Raw genomic sequence first — 20,017 nt, 5'->3', positions numbered from 1 at the left:
GCGCCCCCCCCGGGGGGGGCCCCCGGGGGGGGGCGGGGGGGGGGGGGCCCCCCCCGCCCCCCCCCCCCGACGCGTGCCCGGAGGCGGGGACATAGCATCTGTACCCGGCATGGACACGATAACTATGTGGGAGCTGGCCGCCCTCGCTGCGGCAGCCACGCTGGTCGGTTTCTCCAAGACCGCGGTCAGCGGGGCCAACACCATCAGCCTGGCGGTGTTCGCGGCGGTGCTGCCGGCCCGCGAATCGACCGGGGTGCTGCTGCCCATCCTGATCACCGGCGATGTGCTCGCCGTCCTCACCTACCGGCGGCACGCCCACTGGCCCACCCTGTGGCGGCTGTTCCCGGCCGTCGCGGGGGGCGTGGTGATCGGCACCGGATTCCTTTTCCGGGCCGACGACGCGGTGGTGCGTACGTCGATCGGTGCCATTCTGCTACTGATGGCGGGCGTCACCCTGTGGCGCAGAAGGACCGCCGAGTCCGTCGACGAAGCGTCCGCGGAGCCGACCCGCAGCGGCAGGATCAAGGCCCGGTCCTACGGAGTGCTGGGCGGCTTCACCACCATGGTCGCCAATGCCGGCGGCCCGGTGATGTCGCTGTACCTGATCTCGGCGGGCTTCCGGAAACTCGGCTTCCTCGGCACATCCGCCTGGTTCTTCCTGATCGTCAACACCGCCAAGGTGCCCTTCAGCGTGGGCCTCGGGCTGATCGACGCCAAGTCCCTGCTGCTCGACGCCGCGCTGGTGGGCTTCGTCGTGCCGGGCGCGTACATCGGCCGCAGGTGCGCGAGCCGGATCAACCAGCGGCTTTTCGAGCGGCTGGTGATCGGGGCGACCGTGCTGGGCGGCCTGCAGTTGTTGCTGCGGTAGGTGCCACCGCGGGCCGGCCGGCCGGCTGCCGGGCGCGGATCTGGACGCTCATCGCTGCCCGGCCGCTTCTGCGGTCAGTTCGTACGCCCACAGTGCGTCCCGGTCAGCGACCCGGCTGAAGCCCGCCCGGGTGAGTACCCGTTGGGACGGCTGGTTGCCGGGGTCCGTGGTGGCCAGCACCGTGTTCACCGCGGGCAGGCTCAACGACCAGTGCGAGAGGGCCAGCACGGCGTCGGTGGCCCAGCCGGAGCCGCGTGCCGACTCCGTGAGGTCGTAGCCGATCTCGACGGAGCCGTCGGCCGGCGGGCCGTGGTAACCGATGCCGCCGAGCACCGCGTCGTCCGCGGAACGCTGCATCACGAACAGCCCCCAGCCCGGCAGAAAAGCACCGGCTTCGACCGTCATCGTCACCATTTTCGCGGCGATCTGGGTGCCGCTGCCGGGGCCGCCGTCGAGCCAGTCGAGGCCCGCTGAACCGGCCTCGGCGAGCACGGCGGCAGCGGCAGGCGACTGCTCGCGCAGGGTCAGCCGGCCGGCCTCGATGACCAGCAGGCCGTTCTCGCGGGATATGCGGGGTGTCACGGGTCGGGCCACCTTGTGGTCGGTACTGCGGAGGCCGGTGTCTCCGGTAGTCGGTGAGTGCCAGTATCCACCGTGCCATATCGACCTGCCTCGGGTGCGGGGACCGGCCCTCCGTTACGCTTCCGGCTCATGAGCACCCCTGACCAGAGCGAAGCCGTGGACGCCGTCGACGCCGTACCGACCGACCCGGAGCGGCCGGGCCTGACGCCCCGTCAGGCCCGGCGGATACGGATAGTCGTGGCGTCCGTGATGATGGTCGCCATCGCGGTGGTGCTGGTGGAGCGGCTCGCCAGCCGGTCGTCGCTCCTGGTCGTCGCGGACTACGGGATGGCGCTGATCCTCTGCGGCCTGGTCATCGAACTCAGCCGCAGCGGCCGTACCCGGCTGGCGAGCTGGCTGCTGGGAGTCGGCCTGGTCGCGGCGGTGGCCGCCGACTGGCTGGTCCTGCCCTGAGGCACCCCGGCCGGACGCCTTTCCGCTGCCCTCAGGTGCTCTGGCCGGACCCGGTGCCCGATCCGGAAGCGGCCTTGATGCCCTGGGTGATGTCGTCCATCACGGACAGCTTCGGCGCCTTGGCGTTGATGTCGAAGCCCGAGCGGACGACCACCAGCAGGTTCGACGCGCTCGGCGAGGGGAAAGCGAGCGACTGGACGTAACCGTCGTCGCCCTTCTTCGTCACCACTTTCCAGCGCACCAGATACCCCTTCTGGCCGGCCACGGTGACCGCCTCGGACTTCAGCTGCTGGTGCGAGGTGATACCGCCCGATGTGTCGCCGTACGACTCCTGGGCGTTGCCCGAGATGTCCTTCTGGGCTGCGGCCCTGGCGTTGGTGGCGGAAAGCTTCAGCGCGGCCGCCGGGGCGGAGAACACCCCGCCGCGTACGCAGGTGGCCGCCTTGCCGCTGTCGTCGGTGCCGGTGGGGCAGGTGTACGTACCGGTGGTCACTCCGGCGCCGACGGTGCCCGACTGGCCGGTCCAGCCCTTCGGGACCGGGATGCTGATCCCGCTGGCCGCGTCCGTCGCATAGCCGGCCTCGGTCTGCGGAGTCAGCGGGTCCTGCTGTTCCGGGTTCCGGCTCTCGCCGCCCCCACCGCTGCCCCCGGGTGAGCCCGGCCGGGAGGGCGCTCCGGAGGGCGGGCCGGACGGCGAAACGGCCGCGCTCTTCGCGGTGTTGCCTGAGCCGTCCGTCAGCAGATACACGCCGCCTCCGACGGCCGCGAGCACCACCACGGCGGCGGTGACCGCCGCGCCGATGCGTACCCGGCGGCGGCGGAGCGAGGCCGGCGGCACACGGAGCTGGTCGGTCCACTGGTAGCCGTCCCACCAGCGTTCCTGGACGGGGCCGATTCCTGTATGCCCGGGGTCTGTATGCCAACCGGGCGGGCTCATCTGGGTCACAGGGTTCACCGTAGTTGGACTGCGTGAAAATCACATGAACCGGTACCTCCGTTCCGTCCTGCGCAGGCGTCAGCGCTGCCGGAATTCCGGCAGCGCCTCGGTCAGCCAGGAGATCCAGTACCTTTCGAGATCGATGCCGCCGCGCAGCACCAGGTGCTGCAGACGGGTCCCCGCGGAGGGGTCGGGCTGCGAGAAATCACGCTCCTCGATCGCCAGATACTCAGCGAGTTGCCGCTGGTGCAGCCCCAGATGACGCTCCAGTTCGGCTCCCAGCCCCTGCGACCCGACCACCGCTGCTGCCCGCAGCCGCAGCAGCAGGGGGTCGCGCACCGCACGCGGGTCCTCACTCCTGGCCACCCAGCCGGTCAGCTCCTCGCGGCCCGCGGGCAGCACTTCGTACTCCCGCTTCTGACCGCGGGACGGCTGCTGGGGGAGCGGGCGGATGAAGCCGGACTTCTCCAGTTTCGCCAGCTCCCGATAGATCTGCTGATGCGTGGCCGACCAGAAGTAACCGAACGACTTGTCGAATCTGCGGGTCAGCTCCAGTCCCGAGGACGGTTTCTCGAGCAGGGCGGTGAGGATCGCGTGCGGGAGGGACATGCGGGCATCCTAGGGACCCACGGGGCCAAGGGTCGCTGGTCGTGGGGGCCGGGACACGGCTCAGAGCGCCGCGGCCAGTTCCGTCCCCTGGCGGATGGCTCGCTTCGCGTCCAGCTCGGACGCCACGTCGGCGCCTCCGATGACATGCACCGGGTGACCGGCGGCGCAGAGCGCGTCGTACAGCTCGCGCCGGGGCTCCTGGCCGGTGCACAGCACGATCGTGTCGACGGGGATCACGTCGCTCGTTCCGTCGACGGTCACATGCAGGCCCTCGTCGTCGATCCGGTCGTACGTCGCTCCCGCGATCATGGTGACCCCGCGGTGCTTGAGTTCCGTGCGGTGGATCCAGCCGGTGGTCTTGCCGAGTCCGGCGCCGACCTTGGTGGGTTTTCGCTGGAGGAGATGGACGGTCCTGGGTGAGGCCGCCCGGACCGGCTCGCGCAGCCCGCCAGGTGTCCGGTGCTCGGTGTCGACGCCCCACTGCCGGAAGAAGACCTCCGGATCCCGGCTCGCCGATTCGCCACTGTCGGTGAGGTACTGCGCGACGTCGAAGCCGATGCCGCCGGCCCCGATGACCGCGACCCGCCGACCGACCGCCGCGCCGTCGCGCAGTACATCGAGATAGCCCACGACGCTGGGATGGTCGAGTCCGGGGATCTCGGGGGTGCGCGGGGTGACTCCGGTGGCGAGGACGATCTCGTCGAAGCCCTCGGCGGTCAGCGCGTCGGCGGTGACCCGGGTCTTGAGGCGGACGTCCACCCCGTGCAGCTCGAGCTGGACGCGGTAGTAGCGGAGCGTCTCGTCGAACTCCTCCTTGCCGGGAACGCGCCGCGCGACGTTGAGCTGTCCGCCGATCTCGTCGGCGGCGTCGAAGAGGGTGACCTGGTGGCCGCGTTCGCCCGCCGACACGGCGAAGGCGAGACCGGCCGGTCCGGCTCCGACCACGCCGATCCGCTTGCGGCGCCGGGTCGGGGACAGGACGAGTTCGGTCTCCCGGCAGGCGCGCGGGTTGACCAGACAGGAGGTGATCAGACCGCTGAAGGTGTGGTCCAGACAGGCCTGGTTACAGCCGATGCAGGTGTTGATCGTGTCGGCGCGGCCCCGCCGCGCCTTGTCCACGAACTCCGGGTCGGCCAGGAACGGGCGGGCCAGCGAGACCATGTCGCCGAACCCGCCGGCCAGCAGTTCCTCCGCGACTTCCGGAGTGTTGATGCGATTGCTGGTCACCACCGGGACGGTGACCGACCCCATGACCTTCTTGGTCGCCCAGGTGTACGCGCCGCGGGGGACGGAGGTGACGATGGTCGGGATCCGGGCCTCGTGCCATCCGATGCCGGTGTTGATGATGGTCGCACCGGCCGCCTCGACCTGCCGGGCGAGCGAGACCACTTCCTCCAGTGACGAGCCGCCGGGGACCAGGTCGAGCATGGAGAGCCGGTAGATCAGGATGAAGTCGGGGCCGACCCTTTCGCGTACCCGGCGGACGATCTCCAGCGGGAACCGGGTGCGGTTCTCGTACGAGCCGCCCCAGCGGTCGTCGCGGTGGTTGGTCCGCGATGCGATGAACTCATTGATCAGGTAGCCCTCGGACCCCATGATCTCGACTCCGTCGTACCCCGCGCTCCGGGCCAGTTCCGCCGTCCGCGCGAAGTCCTCGATGGTCTGCTCGACCTCGTCGTCGGTCAGGGCGTGCGGGACGAACGGGCTGATGGGCGCCTGGACCGCGCTGGGCGCCACCAGCGCCTCGTGGTAGGCGTACCGGCCGAAGTGCAGGATCTGCAGGGCGATCCGGCCGCCCGCCCGGTGCACCGCAGCGGTCACGGTGGCGTGCTCGGCGGCCTCCGCCTCGGTGGTCAGTTTGGCGCCGCCTGCCGACGGCCTGCCCTGCTCGTTGGGGGCGATGCCACCGGTCACGATGAGCCCGGCCCCGGCCCGGGCACGGGTCGCGTAGAACTCCGCCAGCCGCTCGAAACCATCCGGGGCTTCCTCCAGCCCGAGGTGCATCGAACCCATCAGGACGCGGTTGGGCAGCGTCGTGAAGCCGAGGTCGAGGGGGCTCATCAGGTGGGGGTACGGGCTCATCCGGCGCCTCCGTGCGCAGTGGTGGTCCGCCCTTTCTAGACCACCGCGGAGTGTTTTTGCAACAAGTTGCACAATGGCGTCCGTCACGCCATGGGGCCCCGGTCCGGCACGTCGATCGGCCCTCCGCCCCTTACCGGAGGCCGTCGAGGACGCATATCCTCCCGATCATGCGCGCCGCACTCTTCGTCACCTGCGTCAACGACGCGGTCTACCCGTCCACCGGCATCGCCGTCGTCCGGCTCCTGGAACGTCTGGGGGTGGAGGTCGGCTTCCCGCCCGAGCAGACGTGCTGCGGGCAGCCGCAGTTCAACACGGGGTACCGGCGGGAGACCGAACCCCTGGTGCGACGGATGGGCAGAGCCTTCGAGGGCTACGACTACGTGGTGACCCCCTCCGGGTCCTGCGCCGCGATGGTGCGCGACAACTATCCGACGATCGGGCGTAAGGGCGCCGACCCGGAGCTCGCCCGGGTCGCCGACTCGCTGGTGCCCCGGATGTACGAACTCACCGAGTTCCTGGTGGACGTGCTGGGAGTGACCGACGTGGGCGCCTGCTACCCGCACACCGTCACCTACCACCCCTCCTGCCACGGACTGCGGATGCTCGGCCTGGGCGAGCGGCCGCGCAAGCTCCTCGAAGCGGTCAAGGGCCTGGAACTGCGGGAGTTGCCCGGCGCCGAGGAGTGCTGCGGCTTCGGCGGCACCTTCGCCATGAAGAACGCGGACGTCTCGGCCGCCATGGGCGAGGACAAGGTACGCAACGCCCTGGCCACCGGCGCGGAGGTGCTCTGCGGGGCCGACAACTCCTGTCTGATGCACATCGGCGGCATCCTGCACCGGCAGGACGCCCCGCTGCGGGCCCTGCACCTGGCCGAGATTCTGGCGAGCACCGAAGAGGAGCCCCACGCATGAGCGGTACCTACCTCGGCATGCCGTCCTTCCCGAAGGCGGCCAGGGAAGCCGTGCACAACGAAACCCTGCGCGGGAATCTGCGGCACGCCACCCACACCATCCGGGACAAGAGGGCGAAGGCGGTGGCGGAGCTGGCCGACTGGGCGCAGCTGCGGGAAGCCGGCAAACAGATCAAGGACCGGACACTGCGTCACCTGGACGAGTACCTCGTACAGTTGGAGGAGTCGGTCACCGCCGCCGGTGGCACCGTGCACTGGGCGGCCGACGCCGAAGAGGCGAACCGGATCGTCACCGGTCTTGTGCGGGCGACCGGAGAACGCGAAGTCGTCAAGGTCAAGTCGATGGCGACCCAGGAGATCGGCCTCAACGAGGCCCTGGAGGCGGCGGGCATCTCCGCCTACGAGACGGATCTCGCCGAGCTCATCGTCCAGTTGGGAGAGGACCGGCCCAGCCACATCCTGGTCCCCGCGATCCACCGCAACCGGGGCGAGATCCGGGAGATCTTCGCCCGGACCATGAGCGAATGGGGGCGTCCGGCTCCGGAGGGGCTGACGGACGCACCCGCCGAACTGGCCGAGGCGGCCCGGCTGCATCTCAGGGAGAAGTTCCTGCGCGCCAAGGTCGGGATCTCCGGGGCGAACTTCATGGTCGCCGAGACCGGGACCCTGGTCGTCGTCGAGTCGGAGGGCAACGGACGGATGTGTCTGACCCTGCCCGAGACGCTGATCTCGGTGGTCGGCATCGAGAAGATCGTGCCGACCTGGCAGGACCTCGAGGTCTTCCTCCAGACCCTGCCGCGCTCGTCGACGGCGGAGCGGATGAATCCGTACACCAGCACCTGGACCGGCACGACCGACACCGACGGACCGCAGAACTTCCACCTGGTGCTGCTGGACAACGGCCGCACCGCCACGCTGGCCGACGAGGTCGGCCGCCAGGCACTGCGCTGCATCCGCTGCTCGGCCTGTCTCAACGTCTGCCCGGTGTACGAACGGGCCGGCGGACATGCCTACGGGTCGGTCTACCCGGGGCCGATCGGAGCCATCCTCAGTCCCCAACTCCGGGGCGTCCAAAGCGAGGTCGACGCCTCGCTGCCGTATGCCTCCTCGCTGTGCGGCGCCTGCTACGAGGTGTGCCCGGTCGCCATCGACATCCCCGAAGTCCTGGTCCACCTCCGCGAGCGTGTCGCCGACCGCGGCGGCAGCGGCCACCGCCTGGAGAAGGCCGCCATGAAGGTGTCCGGCTGGGTGCTCAATCATCCCGCCGCGCTCGCGGCCGGCGAACGGGTGGCATCGAAGACCCGCAAGCTGCACCCCAAGCGGGTGCCCGGCGCGGCGGCGTGGACCGACAGCCGTGAGCTGCCCCCACTGCCGCCCGAACCGTTCCGTGACTGGTGGAAGAAGAACCGCACATGAGCTCCCGCGATCAGATCCTCGCCCGTGTCCGTGCCGCTGTCGCCGGTGCGCCGGAGGCCGGCGAGGTCTCCCGCGACTACCTGACCAGCCACATCGGCGATGACCCGGCAGCGGCACTCGACCTGCTGCACGAGAACCTCGCCGACTACCGGGCCCTCGTTCACCGCACCGGCATCGACGGGCTCCCCGAGTTGCTCGCCCGACTGCTCGCCGAGCGCGGCGCCGCGACCGTGCTGGCCCCGTCCGGGATCCCGCACAGCTGGCTGGCCGCGACCGGCGTCACCCGGATCGACGACGTCGAGGCATCCACCGCACCGGAGCTTGACGCGGTGGACAGCGTGGTCACCGGGTGCGCGGTGGCCATCGCCGAGACCGGCACCATCGTCCTCGACGGCGGCGCGGACCAGGGCCGCCGCCGGATCACCCTCATCCCCGACCATCACATCTGTGTCGTACGGGCCCCGGACCAGGTGGTGGCGTCCGTACCGCAGGCCCTGCCGCGGCTCGACCCGGCCCGTCCGCTCACCTGGATCTCGGGGCCTTCGGCCACCAGCGACATCGAACTCGACCGGGTCGAAGGCGTGCACGGACCGCGCACCCTGGAAGTCGTCCTGGTCGAAGGGTGATGTACGCCCGCCGCACGTCACCCGATGCCGGCCGCGAGTCAGCCGTGGGTCAGCCGTGGGTCAGCCGCGGGGCCGACGCCCTGGCGTCAATCGGTCCGGTGAGCCCGTCGGCGAGCCGGTGCGCCCAGGCAGTCAACCCGGCGATATCGATGCCGTACGGCTCGGCCTCCCTGTACCCGTCGAAACCGGCCGCCCCTCTGCGCAGCAGACGCGCCCCGCCCGCGGTGTTGCCGCGGGCGGCGTGCGTCAGCCCCACGGCGAGCTGAGCCATCGCGCGCCACAGGGCTCGCTCGGCGGCCGGACCGGCCTTCCAGGCGTCCTCGAACACCTCGTGCGCGTGAAAGGGCATCCCAGCGTCCAGCAGCGCCTGCGCTTCGCGCAGGGACTCCGCCGGGGTGCGCACCACCCCCTCGGGCTGTCGCTCCACCCCCGGCGACCCGTATGGCAGGGGCCGCCCCAACCCGTCCCTGGGCCGGGCGTTGCGTGCCCGTCCCGCTGCGTCGCGGTCTCGCTTGTCGTCCATCCGTCGATTGTCGCGCTGCGGCGGCAGTTAATGGCGGAGTCAGGCCCGCGCCCGGAGTGCGGTATGGTTCTCGTGCAGGTCAGGCCCGGGGAAACCCCAGGTCAGACGGGCATCGGGACGTGGCGCAGCTTGGTAGCGCACTTGACTGGGGGTCAAGGGGTCGCAGGTTCAAATCCTGTCGTCCCGACTCGAAAGAGTCGCAGGTCAGGGCTGGTTTTCGGAGGTATCCGAAAACCAGCCCCTGGTCATTTCTGGGGACCAGCTTCCTTGACCGCAGTCCGCGGGTCATCACCCAAGGTGAACCTGCTGTGGAAGACCGTCGTTCCCTTATAGAGCGAAACTCGCAGCGTTCTTGAGGGTGTGGCGGATGTGTGGGCCGCCGGAGCGGCCGCGGACGATGTGCGGCTGTCGCTGGCGTCTACCGAAGAACCGGTGGGTCTCGGTGGCGAGTTCGTCGGGGTTCAGTTGAGGCGAGTAGGCGAGTAGGCGGGCAGGAAGGGCGACTCGACGTCGTCGGGGTGAGCGCTGGGCCCGTCAGGGGCCTTCCTGGAACAGTGGGCGAAGTGTCCGTCGACCACGACGTGGACCGTGTGGTCGAGGTGGCCCGCGAGCCGGTCCAGGAAGCGGCACATCACCTCGCGGTGAAGCTCTCGGCGAAGACCATGAAGTGCGTCCGGCCCTCGGTACTGGTCGCGGACGTCGCATTCTCGCCGCCGCTGGCCTTCGCCCTCGCACGGATCTCCGGCCAGATCTCGGCATGCCAGCGCGCGACGGCTTCGGAATCCTGCTCGACGGCCCGCGTGTCCGAGCGCTGGAAGGAAAGTCCTCACCGCTTCAGGTACTTGCCCACCCCGGGGTAGAGCCGAACCGCACGTTCAGGCCGGCGGTACGGCGTGGTCGTGGATGTGGGTCAGCACGGCGTCCAGGGCCGCTTCGAGGGCGTCGGTGGTGTGCTGGGCTTGCGCGAGGACAAGCCCGCCCTGCACTGCCGCCAGCAAGGCGAGCGACAGTGTGGTGGCGTCGGTCTCCGGCCGCAGGGAGCCGTTGTCGACCATGGCGGCCAGGCCGGCGCGAATCGCCTCGGACCACACGGTGAAGCTGGCGGCCAGGGCGTCGCGCGCCCACGGATGGTTGTCGGACAGCTCGCTGGAAAGGCTGCCCAGCGGGCAACCCCCGGCCCCGTTCTGCCGGCGGGCGGCGTCGACCACCACCTCGCGCCACGACCGCAGCGCCTCGATGCTGTCGAGCCTGGCCAGCAACGGTGCCTGGTGGGACAGGATCGAGTCGGACTGGAATGCGATGACCGCGCGGGTGAGGTCGTCCTTGTCGGCGAAGTAGTGATAGATCTGCGACGAGCTGACCCCGGCGGCATCGCGGACCGCGGGGGTGCTGGTGCCCGCCACGCCGTGGCGGTACATGAGGTCGGCCGCGGCCGCGACGATCCGCTCGCGCGTCGCGCGCCCCTTCCGTGTGCTGGGCTCCTCCTGCGGCGCTGCGCGTGTCGGCATTGAACCCCCTCAAGACTGGACTTGACTATCCAATCTTACCCTCCTTAGATTGGATAGGTCGATCCAATCCAAGGAGGTAGTGCATGAGTACTGAGTTGGCAACGGTGCTGATCACGGGTGGAACCTCGGGCATCGGCCGGGCGACCGCACAACTGTTCAGCCGGCGGGGTGCCACGGTGATCGTCACCGGCCGCGACGAGGACCGGGGCAAGGAGGTCGCCGCCGAGACCGGCGGGCGCTTCATCCGCGCCGACCTCGCCGCACCCGAGGATGTGCGGCGCCTGGCCGCCGAGGCGGGCGAGGTGGACGTGCTGGTCAACAACGCCGGCTACTGGGAATTGGGCCCGACCGCCGAGACCACTCACGCGGCCTTCGACGCGATGAGCGCGGTGAACGTCCGGGCCCCGTTCTTCCTCACCGCGGCACTGGCCCCGCCGATGGCCGCACGTGGTCGCGGGGCGATCGTGAACGTCTCCACCATGGTCGCGGCCCGGGGGGCCGCGGGTATGGCCGCCTACGGGGCGAGCAAGGCGGCCCTGGAGGCGTTGACCCGCTCGTGGGCGGCCGAATTCGGCCCGGCCGGCGTGCGCGTCAACGCCGTCGCGCTCGGACCCAGCAGGACCGAGACCACCCAGAGCATGGGCGACTTGCTCGACACCCTCGCGGCCGCCAGCCCGCTGGGCCGGGCGAACGAACCCGACGAGGTCGCCCGGGTCATCGCCTACCTCGCCGGCGAGGATGCCCGTCCGATCACCGGAGCTGTCCTCGCCGTCGACGCGGGCCGCGTCGCCACGCTCTGACCCGTCCGCTGCTGACCGCTCGTCACTGTCCTTCCGTTCGACCAAATTTGAGGGGAACAGCATGATTCTGGTTACCGGCGCGACCGGCACGGTCGGGTCAGAGGCCGTGCGGCTGCTGTCCGCACGGCACCAGCCCGCCCGGGCATTGGTCCGCGACCCGGACCGTATGACGAACCGCACCGACCTCGCCGACGAGATCGAGATCGTCACCGGCGACTTCGACCGCCCGGACACGCTGGACGCGGCCCTGCACGGCATCGACACCGTCGTGCTGGTCAGCCCGGCCGTGCCGGCCCAGGAGATCGCGGTCATCGACAGCGCGGTCCGGCAGGGCGTATCGCACATCGTCAAGATCACCAGCAAGGCGTCAGCCGATTCCCCGGTCGACCGGCGGCGTGGACAGGCGGCGATCGAGGCGCACCTCGCGGCCACCGGCGTGGCGTACACGCTGCTGCGCTCGAACGCATACCTGCAGAACCTGCTCGCGCTGGCCCCGGTGATCCGCCAGACGCGGGGCTTTGTGATGTCGGCGGGCGACGGACAGGTCGGGATGATCGACGCCCGGGACGTCGCCGCCGCCGCGACGGCCATCGCCACCGCGCCGGGCGGGCACGCGGGCCGCACCTACTGGCTCACCGGCTCTGCCCTGATCACCTACTCCGACATCGCCAAAGAACTCTCCGCGACACTGGGACGCGAAATCGAGTACCGCAAGATCCGTCCGGACGAACACCGGGCGGTGATGATCAAGGCGGGCGTCCCAGAGCCCGTCGCGAGCTCCAACGCCCAGGCGTTCGGACTGATTGCCGACGGCGACGCGGCCTGGCTGACCGGCGACGTGGCGACCCTCACCGGCAATGCCCCGCGCAGTCTGCACACCTTCACCACCGAGCACGCCGCGGTCTTCGCCTGAGCCGGGAAAGCGGCGAGATCCACGAATCCCGGGAGTGACATGACATCCCGGCTTCTCACCGGCCCGTCGCAGGCGTTCGGGCCTGAGCTGATCAGGCAACTGCCGGCTCCCGGTGACCACGTCACGGCCATCACCGACCAACCCGCGGACGTGGCGGCCGTCAACCGCGAGGACGGCGGCGCGGTGTGAGTCCGGGCAGGCATGGGAAACGACATCGACCAGGTTCGCGACATCGTGTCGGCGGCGTTCACCGACCTGGGTCGCATCGAGGCCGTGTCTCCAACGCCAGGTACAGGTTGGTGGGGGCCGCGCAAGAGTTCACCGACACCGACACCGACACCGACGCGGCACTGAGCACGACCGATCTGACCGGGGCAATTCCGCTCGCCCGCACCGTCGTGCCGCACCTGCGTGTGCAAGGTGGCGGCGACGGGGACCGGCTGCCTCCAGCACCGCGGTACGGGCCGGGTGCGCCGCAAGATCGCGTTGCGTGGCAGCCACGCGCCCTATCATCAGAATAACTGACGAACAAGTCAATTAAGCTGACTACATCAAGGTAGCGTTGAAGCGCGCCGGCGCCCAGGGCCCCGGCGGCTCGGGGCGAACGGGAATCGGGTCCGACGGCTCGGTGCGGGCCGGGTCTACCGCGCGTAGGGGTCGGTGATCTCGCGGAGTTGATCCAGGATCTGCTGCAGCAACGCGAAGTTGCGGGTGCCCAGATAGGCCTTCCACTCCGCGAGGATCTCGTCGAGTGTCGCCGAGGCCACCTCGACCGCCCGCCTGCCGCGTTCCTCGATCACGATCAGCCGGGCGCGGCCGTCCGTGGGGTCGGGGACCCGGCGGACGTAGCCCAGGCGTTCCAGCTGGTCGACCAGCACGCCGGCGCTCTGCTTGCTCATTTGTGCCTGGTCAGCGAGGTCCGTGAGGCGCGAACCGTCCGGGGCGATGCGCTGGAACACCCGGCACTGGGCGAGGGTCCAGTCGTCGAACCCGGCATCCTGCAGGGCCCGGAACGTCCGGTCCTCGGTGTACCGGTACGGGATGAACAACGACACCCCTAGATCAACCCGCTGCTCGTCGTCCATACCGCTCTCGGCTCCGTCGCCCGCCTGGTCCCATCAGGTTCACACCCTACGACAACCGCCGCCGGGCCGGATCGCCGCCGACCCCGGCCGCGGCCCTGGCCCCGGCCGCGGTGGTGCGTGCGCGGCTCCGTGCTCGCCGCGTTCCGCATGCGCCGCCCATCCCTCAGCCATCTCACGCAGGTTGCGGTTGCCGTCGGCGCCGCCGTATGAGTACAGTAGTCAAGATTCCTGACTAAAACGGAGGGTGGCTCGATGAAGGGATGGCCGATGCCACCGCAGGGCGGTTCACATCCGGACAAGACAGAGAGAACGCGGGTAGCGCGATGACATCGACATCAAGCCTGGCTGGCAAGCGAGTCCTGGTCACCGGAGGCAGCGGCGGAATCGGCGCCGCGATCGTGCGGCGGCTCGCCGCCCAGGGAGCCACGGTCGCGGTCAACTACCGATCCGATAAGGAGGCGGCCGAGGCGCTCGTCGGCGAACTCCGCGACAGCGGGTGTGTCGCGTCGGCCTTCCCGGCCGATATCGGTGACAGGACGCAGACCCACGAGCTCGTCGGCGCGGTGGTGTCCGAGTTCGGCGGCCTGGACCTGCTGGTCAGCAATGCCGGGGTCGAGCACTTCGGAGCGCTGGAAACCATCACTCAGGCCGACTTCGACCGCCTCTTCCAGACGAACGTGGCCGGACAGCTGTTCGTCACCCAGGCGGCGGCAGCCGCGATGACCGACGGCGGCCGGATCGTGCTCAGCTCCTCGGTCAGTGCGCGCCTGGCGGTCCATCAGCACGCCTTGTACGCGGCAAGCAAGGCCGCCATTCCGGCCATGGTGCGCAATCTCGCTCCCGAGCTGGCCGAGCGGAACATCGCCATCAACGCGATCGCCCCAGGCGCCACCGCCACCCGCATGGCCGACTATGCCCCCCACTACGTCCATCCCGCCCTCGCCGATGTGCCGTTTCCCGCGCTCATCCGCTCCATGAGCGCACTCGGCCGGTTGGCCCGACCTGACGAAATCGCCGCCGTGGTCGCGTTTCTGCTCTCCCCGGACGCGTCCTTCATCACCGGCATCACCATCGAAGCCGACGGCGGCTGGAACTGACACAGGCTCATCGCACTCGGCCGTGACGCCAGGGTGATTCACCCACGCCGCAGTGCACTCATACCGAACACTTGTCGAAGGGAAATACCATGTCCACCGTCATCACCGGAGCCTCGGGTCACCTCGGCCGGCTCATCGTCGATCAACTCCTCGCCGCCGGAACGCCGCCGGAACAGATCGTGGCCACCGGCCGGGACACCGGTAAGCTCGCCGACCTCGCACGGAACGGGGTCATAGTGCGGCGCGCGGACTTCGCCGACCCGGGCAACCTCGACGACGCTTTCGCGGGTGCCGACGCGATGGTACTGGTCTCCACGACGACGGTGGGTGAGCGGTTCGACAACGCCCGCAACGCCATCGACGCGGCGCGCCGGGCGGGTGTCTCCCGCATCGTTTACACCAGCATCCTCAACGCCTCGACCGCGCGGATGATGCTCGCTGACGCGCATCACCGCACCGAGGAGTACTTGCGTGACAGCGGGTCGCCGTTCGTCATACTGCGCAACGGCTGGTACCTGGAGAACTACACCGACCAGCTCCAGGTGATCACCCAGTACCACGCACTGCTGGGCAGTGCGCACGACGGGCGCGTCAGCGCGGCCGGCCGAGGTGACCTGGCCGCGGCCGCGGCCGCGGTGCTGACGCAGGACGAACACCTCGGAGCGACCTACGAACTCGGCGGAACGCCGTTCACACTGACCGAACTGGCCGCCACGTTCAGCGATGTCCTGGGCACCCACATCTCCTACAGGGACATGCCGGTCGCCGACTACACCGCGACTCTGACGGGTGCCGGGCTGCCTCCTGAGATGGCCGCCGCTGTGGCTGATGCCGATGCCGGGCTGGCCCGCGGAGAGCTGTTCACCGACCGTGACGACCTGGTCAAGCTCATCGGCCGGCCGGCGATCACGGCGTACGAAGCCGTCCGGAACGCCGCGGCCGCCGAGGAGACACGATGAGTGCTTCCGGGTCCGGCGTCGACACCCATGAGATGGTGCTGATCCACCGCGTCCTTCGGCGCGAGTTCGGTCAGCTTCCGCGGTTGTTTCGCGCCGCGGTCGGCGACCGTGCGCGATCCAAGGTGATCGGTGTGCACGCCCGGGAGATGCTGACTTTTCTCCACACGCACCACAGCGGCGAGGACGAACTGCTCTTTCCGCTGCTGCGCGAGCGCGCAGCCCTCGATCCGGAACTCATGGACCGGATGGATGCGCAGCACGCGCAGGTCGACGACGCCGTCACGGCCGTCGACGCGGAGTTGCCGGCATGGACGGCGAGCGCGGACGCTGCCGCGGGCGAGAGGATGGCCGCTCGCATCGACGCCATGATGCCGACACTGATCGAGCACCTGGCCGAGGAGGAGCAGGAAATCCTGCCGATCGTCGCCGTCACACTGACACAGAGTGAATGGGACGCACTCGGCAAGCACGGCATGAGCGCGATCCCTTTCACGCGGCGGCTGGTCATCCTCGGCCACATCACCGAGGAAACCGATGACGCGGAACTGCGCAGGTTCATGAAGGTCCTGCCGGCCCCGGCTCGTGTCGCCTACAAGCTGCTCGGCCACCGCCAGTTCACCCGCGAAACCAGCGAGATCCGCGGCTGACCGCCCCGCTACCCGACACCACACCACACCGACACCACACCGCACCACCGAGCCCCCGAACTGTCCGTGGTGCCGATCGCCGCGACACCACCAGCGGACCAGCGAACCAACACATCGACCGTACGAAGCACCCTCAAGACCAAACCCGGACGCTGACCGGCACACCCGGCATCAACGGCATCAGCAAGGAGAGCCAATGGCAGAGCAGGACCTCGCGGGGCGCACGGCACTCGTGACCGGTTCGACCAGCGGAATCGGCGAGGCCACGGCCAAACAACTCGCCGAACACGGGGCACACGTGATCGTGGTCGGCCGTCGCCAGGAACTCGGAGACGGCGTCGTCGCGGCGATCCGCGCGGCCGGCGGCAGGGCCGATTACGTTCGCGCTGAACTCAGCGACGCGGCGTCGGCCCGCGAGTTGGCCCAACGGGCACTGGAGACTTCCGGGGGCCACATCGACATCCTGATCAACAACGCCGGGACGGCGGTGTTCGGCCCGACGGCGGAGACGCTGGAGGAGCACTGGGAGATGATGTTCAACACGAACATCAAGGGTCACTTCTTCCTCGTCGCGGAGCTCGCGCCGAAGATGGCCGCTCGCGGCAAGGGCGTGATCGTCAACACCTCGACGATGGTTGGCCAGTTCGCCGTTCCGGGCATGGGGGTCTACGGCGCGACCAAGGCCGGACTGAACCTGCTCACCAAGTCCTGGGCCGCGGAGTTCGGCCCGGCCGGTGTCCGCGTCAACGCGGTCAGCCCCGGAACCACCGGCACCCAGAACGTCGTCGACGTCATGGGCGACGGACTCGACGAGCTCGGAAAGCAGGCCCCGCTCGGCTACGTTGCAGACGCCGACGAGATCGCCGACGCCATCGTGTACCTGACCACGGACAAGTCCAGCTACATCACCGGCGCGATCCTCAACGTCGACGGCGGCCGCACCGCCATCTGACGACGGCGCCTCCGGACGGCGGGCGCCGTCACGGGCCGGTCGGGTCTCGCGCATCCCTCGCCGCGTGCCCCGGCCGCCCCGGACCGGTACACCCCCACTCCATCACGCCGGCACGATCAATCAGGGAACGCGCGTACTCGTTCCCTTCGCACGACGACTTGCCTGCGGGCCGCGGACCGCCGCCTTCTTTCTCGACTTTCTGGATTTCCGTGCGGCGCACCGATTGCGCGACATCAATCGGCGACTCGACGGCAGGAGCGGAATTCCCGACACCGATCCCTCCGTGGTGATCACCCGCCTGGAGGAACTGGCGGACTGGCAGCCGCTCGATGAAGAACAGTGGTGCAGCATTGATTCCTGGCAATGGCAGGACACACCATCCGCGAACTCAGGCGCAAGGTTGCCCGGTCTTGCGCCGTGTCGTCCTGGCGAGCCAGTCAGGCGACCGGGCTGCGGCCCTTGGACGCGCGCGTCACGGACATGCCCCGTGGGGACCAGTCGGGGACCAGACGGTGTCCGCGCACCGGTTCAAATCCGGTCGTCCCGACTCGAAGGAGTCGCAGGTCAAAGGCCGTATCGGAGCATTCCGATACGGCCTTTCGATCAAGCTAGCCGGCTTCAGGATCGAGGAGCTTGCCGAGCAGGACTCCCACGTGGCGATCGGGAAGAGCGACAGGCCCGACCCTTCCGACGGTCCCCACGGTGTCCGTGATGTCCGTGACCACGTTGTCCCCGTCATCGGTCGGCGTGGCGGCCCGGGCGGGGACCGCGAACGCAAGGAAAGCCCCGACCAGGGACAGAGCGGCGAGAGTGCGCTGTGAGTTCATGCCCTCTTAACGATCACCCCGCGACAACGTGGCGCTCAGGGGTGAAGCTTCTCCTGGCGGGCCAGCATCGCCACGTACTTCTCGATCCGTCTGGCTCTGGTCTCCGGCTTCTTGACGTCCTGGACGCGGTAGAGAATCGCGTACCGGTTCTGCCCGTCGAGCTTCTTGAAGAACGCGGCCGCGGCCGGGTTCGCCGCGAGCGCCTCGGCCAGGTCTTCCGGTACCTCGGCGGACCTCGCCCCCGCGTAAGCGGCCTCCCAGCGGCCGTCCGACTTGGCGCGTTCGACCTCGGCCATCCCGGGGGGTCGCATCCGGCCCTGCTCGGTCAGGGCCGCCACCTTGTCCCGGTTGATCATCGACCACCTGCTTCTCGCCGTGCGAGGGGTGAATCGCTGCAGCCAGTACTCGTCGTCGAACTTGGCCTTCTGCCCGTCGATCCAGCCGTAGCAGAGGGCGAGGTCAAGCGCTTGGGCGTAGTCCAGGGCGACGGCTCCGCGACCCTTCTTCCTGAGTTTCAGCCAGATTCCCGGTGAGGAGTCGTGGTGCCCCGCGAGCCAGGCCTCGAATGCTTCGGCGGATTCGAACGACGAGATCTCCAACTCCGCAGCCATGTCAGCAGTGAATCACACCGCACTGCGCGCAGGACGACTTCGGAGCGTGCGGCAACCTTTCGCCTTGCCGGTGGCGACTGACGCTGAGCAGGGCGACTCGGCGCATGCCGTTCAGTTCCGCTCCGGCTACAAGGACGTGCCGATCACCCCGCCGGCCGGTGGCCGGACACCCGACGGCGTCGCCTACACCTATGAGGCCAATGACGCCTCGGTGGGCGACCTGGACGGCGACGGCGTCCTCGACTTCGTGCTGAAATGGCAGCCCACCAACGCCAAGGACAACTCGCAGTCCGGCTATACCGGAGACACGATCGTCGACGGCATCAAGCTCGACGGTACCCGGCTGTGGCGGATCGACCTCGGGAAGAACATCAGGTCGGGCGCGCACTACACCCAGTTCCAGGTGTACGACTACGACGGCGACGGCAAAGCCGAAGTTGCCATGAAGACCGCCGACGGGACCGTGGACGGACAAGGCAGGACCATCGGCAGTGGATCCGCCGACTACCGGAACTCCTCCGGTTACATCCTCTCCGGACCCGAGTACCTGACCATGTTCAACGGGCAGTCGGGAGCCGCGATGGGCACCGTCGACTACGTCCCGGCGCGCGGCTCGGTGTCCTCCTGGGGTGATTCGTACGGCAATCGTGTCGACCGCTTCCTCGCCGGAACCGCGTACCTCGACGGATCCCGTCCCTCACTGATCATGGCGCGCGGTTATTACACTCGCACCGTCATCGCCGCGTGGGACTGGCGCAACGGCGCCTTCGCCCGCCGCTGGACCTTCGACACGAACTCCTCCACCAACAGCGGCAAGGGCTACGACGGGCAGGGCGACCACCAGCTCTCGGTCGCCGACGTCGACGGCGACGGCAAGGACGAGATCGTCTACGGAGCGATGGCCGTCGACGACAACGGGCGCGGTCTCTGGACGACCAGGAACGGGCACGGTGACGCCATGCACGTGGGTGACCTGGATCCGTCCCGGGCCGGCCTCGAGGAGTTCAAGGTGGACGAGGACGGCTCCAAGCCGTCGTCCTGGATGGCGGATGCCAGGACCGGCCAGGTCCTGTGGTCCACCGCGCCGGACGGGGACAACGGCCGTGGTGTCTCCGACGACATCTGGTCCGGCAGCGCGGGCGCAGAATCCTGGTCGGCAGCGGCTGACGGGGTGCGTGATCCGAAGGGTTCGGTGGTGGCGAGCCGCAAGCCCGGCAGCGCCAACTTTCTGTCCTGGTGGGACGGTGACACCACACGCGAACTGCTCGACGGCACCCATATCGACAAGTACGGGACGTCCTCCGACATCCGCCTGCTCACCGGCGCCTCCGTGCACTCCGACAACGGCACGAAAGCGACCCCGGCACTCTCGGGTGACATCCTCGGCGACTGGCGCGAGGAGGTCGTCTGGGCCACCTCGGACAACACCGCGCTGCGCATCTACTCCACCCCCGACGTGACCGGCACCAGGATCACCACGCTGCTCCAGGACACGCAGTACCGGACGGCGCTGGCCTGGCAGAACACCGCGTACAACCAGCCGCCGCACCCGAGCTTCTTCATCGGCAGCGGGATGGCGACGGCGCCACGGCCGACCGTCACCACCCCCTAG

The 20,017-nt window shown here is 69.4% G+C and carries 24 protein-coding genes and 1 tRNA gene; 15 read left to right on the top strand and 10 right to left on the bottom strand.

The features are described 5' to 3' along the window. Positions 1-109: 109 nt before the first annotated feature. Positions 110-868, top strand: a complete 759-nt coding sequence (locus AB0M87_RS30735; RefSeq protein WP_365858779.1) for a sulfite exporter TauE/SafE family protein — start codon at positions 110-112, stop codon at positions 866-868. A 48-nt stretch (positions 869-916) separates the two neighbouring features. Here AB0M87_RS30735 and AB0M87_RS30730 read toward each other — a convergent pair whose 3' ends face one another. Then, positions 917-1,450 carry a GNAT family N-acetyltransferase gene (locus AB0M87_RS30730; RefSeq protein WP_365858776.1) on the bottom strand — a complete coding sequence of 178 codons (534 nt, stop codon included), beginning with the start codon at positions 1,448-1,450 and terminating at the stop codon, positions 917-919. A gap of 129 nt (positions 1,451-1,579) precedes the next feature. Between AB0M87_RS30730 and AB0M87_RS30725 the strand changes: the two genes are divergently transcribed. Then, on the top strand, positions 1,580-1,903 hold the full coding sequence (locus AB0M87_RS30725) for a hypothetical protein (protein ID WP_365858774.1): 324 nt from the start codon (positions 1,580-1,582) through the stop codon (positions 1,901-1,903). 31 nt (positions 1,904-1,934) lie between these two features. On the opposite strand, the gene AB0M87_RS30720 is transcribed toward AB0M87_RS30725, so the two are convergent. The 3 genes from AB0M87_RS30720 to AB0M87_RS30710 form a co-directional block, all read right to left on the bottom strand. Beyond that, the gene (locus AB0M87_RS30720; protein ID WP_365858772.1) at positions 1,935-2,849 is read right to left on the bottom strand and encodes a DUF2510 domain-containing protein; all 915 of its coding nucleotides are present in this window, start codon (positions 2,847-2,849) and stop codon (positions 1,935-1,937) included. 69 nt (positions 2,850-2,918) lie between these two features. Beyond that, complete coding sequence (locus AB0M87_RS30715; protein WP_365858770.1) at positions 2,919-3,449, bottom strand: helix-turn-helix transcriptional regulator; 531 nt, start codon at positions 3,447-3,449, stop codon at positions 2,919-2,921. 60 nt (positions 3,450-3,509) lie between these two features. Next, complete coding sequence (locus AB0M87_RS30710; RefSeq protein ID WP_365858768.1) at positions 3,510-5,531, bottom strand: NADPH-dependent 2,4-dienoyl-CoA reductase; 2,022 nt, start codon at positions 5,529-5,531, stop codon at positions 3,510-3,512. 167 nt (positions 5,532-5,698) lie between these two features. Here AB0M87_RS30710 and AB0M87_RS30705 point away from each other — a divergent pair, with 167 nt between their 5' ends. The 3 genes from AB0M87_RS30705 to AB0M87_RS30695 are packed head-to-tail and all read left to right on the top strand — an operon-like array spanning position 5,699 to position 8,483. Further along, the gene (locus AB0M87_RS30705) at positions 5,699-6,442 is read left to right on the top strand and encodes a (Fe-S)-binding protein (RefSeq protein WP_365858766.1); all 744 of its coding nucleotides are present in this window, start codon (positions 5,699-5,701) and stop codon (positions 6,440-6,442) included. Continuing rightward, on the top strand, positions 6,439-7,857 hold the full coding sequence (locus AB0M87_RS30700; protein WP_365858764.1) for a LutB/LldF family L-lactate oxidation iron-sulfur protein: 1,419 nt from the start codon (positions 6,439-6,441) through the stop codon (positions 7,855-7,857). The genes AB0M87_RS30705 and AB0M87_RS30700 overlap by 4 nt, the downstream gene beginning before the upstream one ends. Next, positions 7,854-8,483, top strand: coding sequence for a lactate utilization protein C (locus tag AB0M87_RS30695; RefSeq protein WP_365858762.1), 630 nt, complete (start codon positions 7,854-7,856; stop codon positions 8,481-8,483). The genes AB0M87_RS30700 and AB0M87_RS30695 overlap by 4 nt, the downstream gene beginning before the upstream one ends. A 49-nt stretch (positions 8,484-8,532) precedes the next feature. Here AB0M87_RS30695 and AB0M87_RS30690 read toward each other — a convergent pair whose 3' ends face one another. Beyond that, complete coding sequence (locus AB0M87_RS30690) at positions 8,533-9,006, bottom strand: DUF309 domain-containing protein (protein WP_365858760.1); 474 nt, start codon at positions 9,004-9,006, stop codon at positions 8,533-8,535. A gap of 113 nt (positions 9,007-9,119) precedes the next feature. Between AB0M87_RS30690 and AB0M87_RS30685 the strand changes: the two genes are divergently transcribed. Both AB0M87_RS30685 and AB0M87_RS30680 read left to right on the top strand, forming a co-directional pair. After that, positions 9,120-9,193 (top strand) — tRNA-Pro (locus AB0M87_RS30685). A gap of 376 nt (positions 9,194-9,569) precedes the next feature. Beyond that, a complete protein-coding gene (locus AB0M87_RS30680) occupies positions 9,570-9,866 on the top strand; it encodes a hypothetical protein (RefSeq protein ID WP_365858758.1) in 297 nt (98 codons plus the stop codon). Positions 9,867-9,881: 15 nt separating this feature from the next. On the opposite strand, the gene AB0M87_RS30675 is transcribed toward AB0M87_RS30680, so the two are convergent. Beyond that, positions 9,882-10,514 (bottom strand): TetR/AcrR family transcriptional regulator, encoded by a 633-nt coding sequence (locus AB0M87_RS30675; RefSeq protein WP_365858756.1) that lies wholly within the window; start codon positions 10,512-10,514, stop codon positions 9,882-9,884. A gap of 83 nt (positions 10,515-10,597) precedes the next feature. On the opposite strand from AB0M87_RS30675, the gene AB0M87_RS30670 reads away from it, so the two are divergent. From AB0M87_RS30670 to AB0M87_RS30660, 3 genes are all read left to right on the top strand, one after another. Further along, complete coding sequence (locus AB0M87_RS30670; protein WP_365858754.1) at positions 10,598-11,314, top strand: SDR family oxidoreductase; 717 nt, start codon at positions 10,598-10,600, stop codon at positions 11,312-11,314. Positions 11,315-11,375: 61 nt separating this feature from the next. Continuing rightward, a complete protein-coding gene (locus tag AB0M87_RS30665) occupies positions 11,376-12,227 on the top strand; it encodes an SDR family oxidoreductase (protein ID WP_365858752.1) in 852 nt (283 codons plus the stop codon). 39 nt (positions 12,228-12,266) lie between these two features. Continuing rightward, positions 12,267-12,416: a hypothetical protein gene (locus tag AB0M87_RS30660; protein ID WP_365858751.1), complete on the top strand. Its 150-nt coding sequence runs from the start codon at positions 12,267-12,269 to the stop codon at positions 12,414-12,416. 452 nt (positions 12,417-12,868) lie between these two features. Here AB0M87_RS30660 and AB0M87_RS30655 read toward each other — a convergent pair whose 3' ends face one another. Beyond that, positions 12,869-13,312: a MarR family transcriptional regulator gene (locus AB0M87_RS30655; RefSeq protein ID WP_365858750.1), complete on the bottom strand. Its 444-nt coding sequence runs from the start codon at positions 13,310-13,312 to the stop codon at positions 12,869-12,871. 323 nt (positions 13,313-13,635) lie between these two features. Between AB0M87_RS30655 and AB0M87_RS30650 the strand changes: the two genes are divergently transcribed. From AB0M87_RS30650 to AB0M87_RS30635, 4 genes are all read left to right on the top strand, one after another. Next, positions 13,636-14,409, top strand: a complete 774-nt coding sequence (locus AB0M87_RS30650; protein WP_365858749.1) for an SDR family oxidoreductase — start codon at positions 13,636-13,638, stop codon at positions 14,407-14,409. Positions 14,410-14,498: 89 nt separating this feature from the next. Next, complete coding sequence (locus AB0M87_RS30645; protein ID WP_365858747.1) at positions 14,499-15,368, top strand: NAD(P)H-binding protein; 870 nt, start codon at positions 14,499-14,501, stop codon at positions 15,366-15,368. After that, complete coding sequence (locus AB0M87_RS30640) at positions 15,365-16,015, top strand: hemerythrin domain-containing protein (RefSeq protein WP_365858746.1); 651 nt, start codon at positions 15,365-15,367, stop codon at positions 16,013-16,015. Before AB0M87_RS30645 ends, AB0M87_RS30640 begins: the two co-directional genes overlap by 4 nt. 196 nt (positions 16,016-16,211) lie before the next feature. After that, on the top strand, positions 16,212-16,967 hold the full coding sequence (locus tag AB0M87_RS30635; protein ID WP_365858744.1) for an SDR family oxidoreductase: 756 nt from the start codon (positions 16,212-16,214) through the stop codon (positions 16,965-16,967). A 28-nt stretch (positions 16,968-16,995) separates the two neighbouring features. On the opposite strand, the gene AB0M87_RS30630 is transcribed toward AB0M87_RS30635, so the two are convergent. From AB0M87_RS30630 to AB0M87_RS30620, 3 genes are all read right to left on the bottom strand, one after another. Beyond that, positions 16,996-17,331 (bottom strand): hypothetical protein, encoded by a 336-nt coding sequence (locus tag AB0M87_RS30630; protein WP_365858742.1) that lies wholly within the window; start codon positions 17,329-17,331, stop codon positions 16,996-16,998. 244 nt (positions 17,332-17,575) lie between these two features. Then, the gene (locus tag AB0M87_RS30625; protein WP_365858740.1) at positions 17,576-17,794 is read right to left on the bottom strand and encodes a hypothetical protein; all 219 of its coding nucleotides are present in this window, start codon (positions 17,792-17,794) and stop codon (positions 17,576-17,578) included. A gap of 35 nt (positions 17,795-17,829) precedes the next feature. Further along, on the bottom strand, positions 17,830-18,405 hold the full coding sequence (locus AB0M87_RS30620; RefSeq protein ID WP_365858738.1) for a YdeI/OmpD-associated family protein: 576 nt from the start codon (positions 18,403-18,405) through the stop codon (positions 17,830-17,832). Between the two features lie 70 nt (positions 18,406-18,475). Here AB0M87_RS30620 and AB0M87_RS30615 point away from each other — a divergent pair, with 70 nt between their 5' ends. Next, positions 18,476-20,017 carry a rhamnogalacturonan lyase gene (locus AB0M87_RS30615; protein WP_365858736.1) on the top strand — a complete coding sequence of 514 codons (1,542 nt, stop codon included), beginning with the start codon at positions 18,476-18,478 and terminating at the stop codon, positions 20,015-20,017.

It is taken from the genome of Streptomyces sp. NPDC051320 (assembly GCF_040682175.1).
Taxonomy (GTDB): domain Bacteria; phylum Actinomycetota; class Actinomycetes; order Streptomycetales; family Streptomycetaceae; genus Streptomyces.
This window is presented reverse-complemented; position numbering and strand designations above follow the sequence as displayed.

What these genes read in the sequence shown, in the direction of transcription:
- AB0M87_RS30735 (WP_365858779.1), top strand. Translation starts at nt 110, where the DNA reads ATGGACACGATAACTATGTGGGAGCTGGCCGCCCTCGCTGCGGCAGCC.
- AB0M87_RS30725 (WP_365858774.1), top strand. Translation starts at nt 1,580, where the DNA reads ATGAGCACCCCTGACCAGAGCGAAGCCGTGGACGCCGTCGACGCCGTA.
- AB0M87_RS30715 (WP_365858770.1), bottom strand. Translation starts at nt 3,449, where the DNA reads ATGTCCCTCCCGCACGCGATCCTCACCGCCCTGCTCGAGAAACCGTCC.
- AB0M87_RS30710 (WP_365858768.1), bottom strand. Translation starts at nt 5,531, where the DNA reads ATGAGCCCGTACCCCCACCTGATGAGCCCCCTCGACCTCGGCTTCACG.
- AB0M87_RS30705 (WP_365858766.1), top strand. Translation starts at nt 5,699, where the DNA reads ATGCGCGCCGCACTCTTCGTCACCTGCGTCAACGACGCGGTCTACCCG.
- AB0M87_RS30700 (WP_365858764.1), top strand. Translation starts at nt 6,439, where the DNA reads ATGAGCGGTACCTACCTCGGCATGCCGTCCTTCCCGAAGGCGGCCAGG.
- AB0M87_RS30695 (WP_365858762.1), top strand. Translation starts at nt 7,854, where the DNA reads ATGAGCTCCCGCGATCAGATCCTCGCCCGTGTCCGTGCCGCTGTCGCC.
- AB0M87_RS30690 (WP_365858760.1), bottom strand. Translation starts at nt 9,006, where the DNA reads ATGGACGACAAGCGAGACCGCGACGCAGCGGGACGGGCACGCAACGCC.
- AB0M87_RS30675 (WP_365858756.1), bottom strand. Translation starts at nt 10,514, where the DNA reads ATGCCGACACGCGCAGCGCCGCAGGAGGAGCCCAGCACACGGAAGGGG.
- AB0M87_RS30670 (WP_365858754.1), top strand. Translation starts at nt 10,598, where the DNA reads ATGAGTACTGAGTTGGCAACGGTGCTGATCACGGGTGGAACCTCGGGC.
- AB0M87_RS30665 (WP_365858752.1), top strand. Translation starts at nt 11,376, where the DNA reads ATGATTCTGGTTACCGGCGCGACCGGCACGGTCGGGTCAGAGGCCGTG.
- AB0M87_RS30660 (WP_365858751.1), top strand. Translation starts at nt 12,267, where the DNA reads ATGACATCCCGGCTTCTCACCGGCCCGTCGCAGGCGTTCGGGCCTGAG.
- AB0M87_RS30655 (WP_365858750.1), bottom strand. Translation starts at nt 13,312, where the DNA reads ATGGACGACGAGCAGCGGGTTGATCTAGGGGTGTCGTTGTTCATCCCG.
- AB0M87_RS30650 (WP_365858749.1), top strand. Translation starts at nt 13,636, where the DNA reads ATGACATCGACATCAAGCCTGGCTGGCAAGCGAGTCCTGGTCACCGGA.
- AB0M87_RS30645 (WP_365858747.1), top strand. Translation starts at nt 14,499, where the DNA reads ATGTCCACCGTCATCACCGGAGCCTCGGGTCACCTCGGCCGGCTCATC.
- AB0M87_RS30640 (WP_365858746.1), top strand. Translation starts at nt 15,365, where the DNA reads ATGAGTGCTTCCGGGTCCGGCGTCGACACCCATGAGATGGTGCTGATC.
- AB0M87_RS30635 (WP_365858744.1), top strand. Translation starts at nt 16,212, where the DNA reads ATGGCAGAGCAGGACCTCGCGGGGCGCACGGCACTCGTGACCGGTTCG.
- AB0M87_RS30625 (WP_365858740.1), bottom strand. Translation starts at nt 17,794, where the DNA reads ATGAACTCACAGCGCACTCTCGCCGCTCTGTCCCTGGTCGGGGCTTTC.
- AB0M87_RS30620 (WP_365858738.1), bottom strand. Translation starts at nt 18,405, where the DNA reads ATGGCTGCGGAGTTGGAGATCTCGTCGTTCGAATCCGCCGAAGCATTC.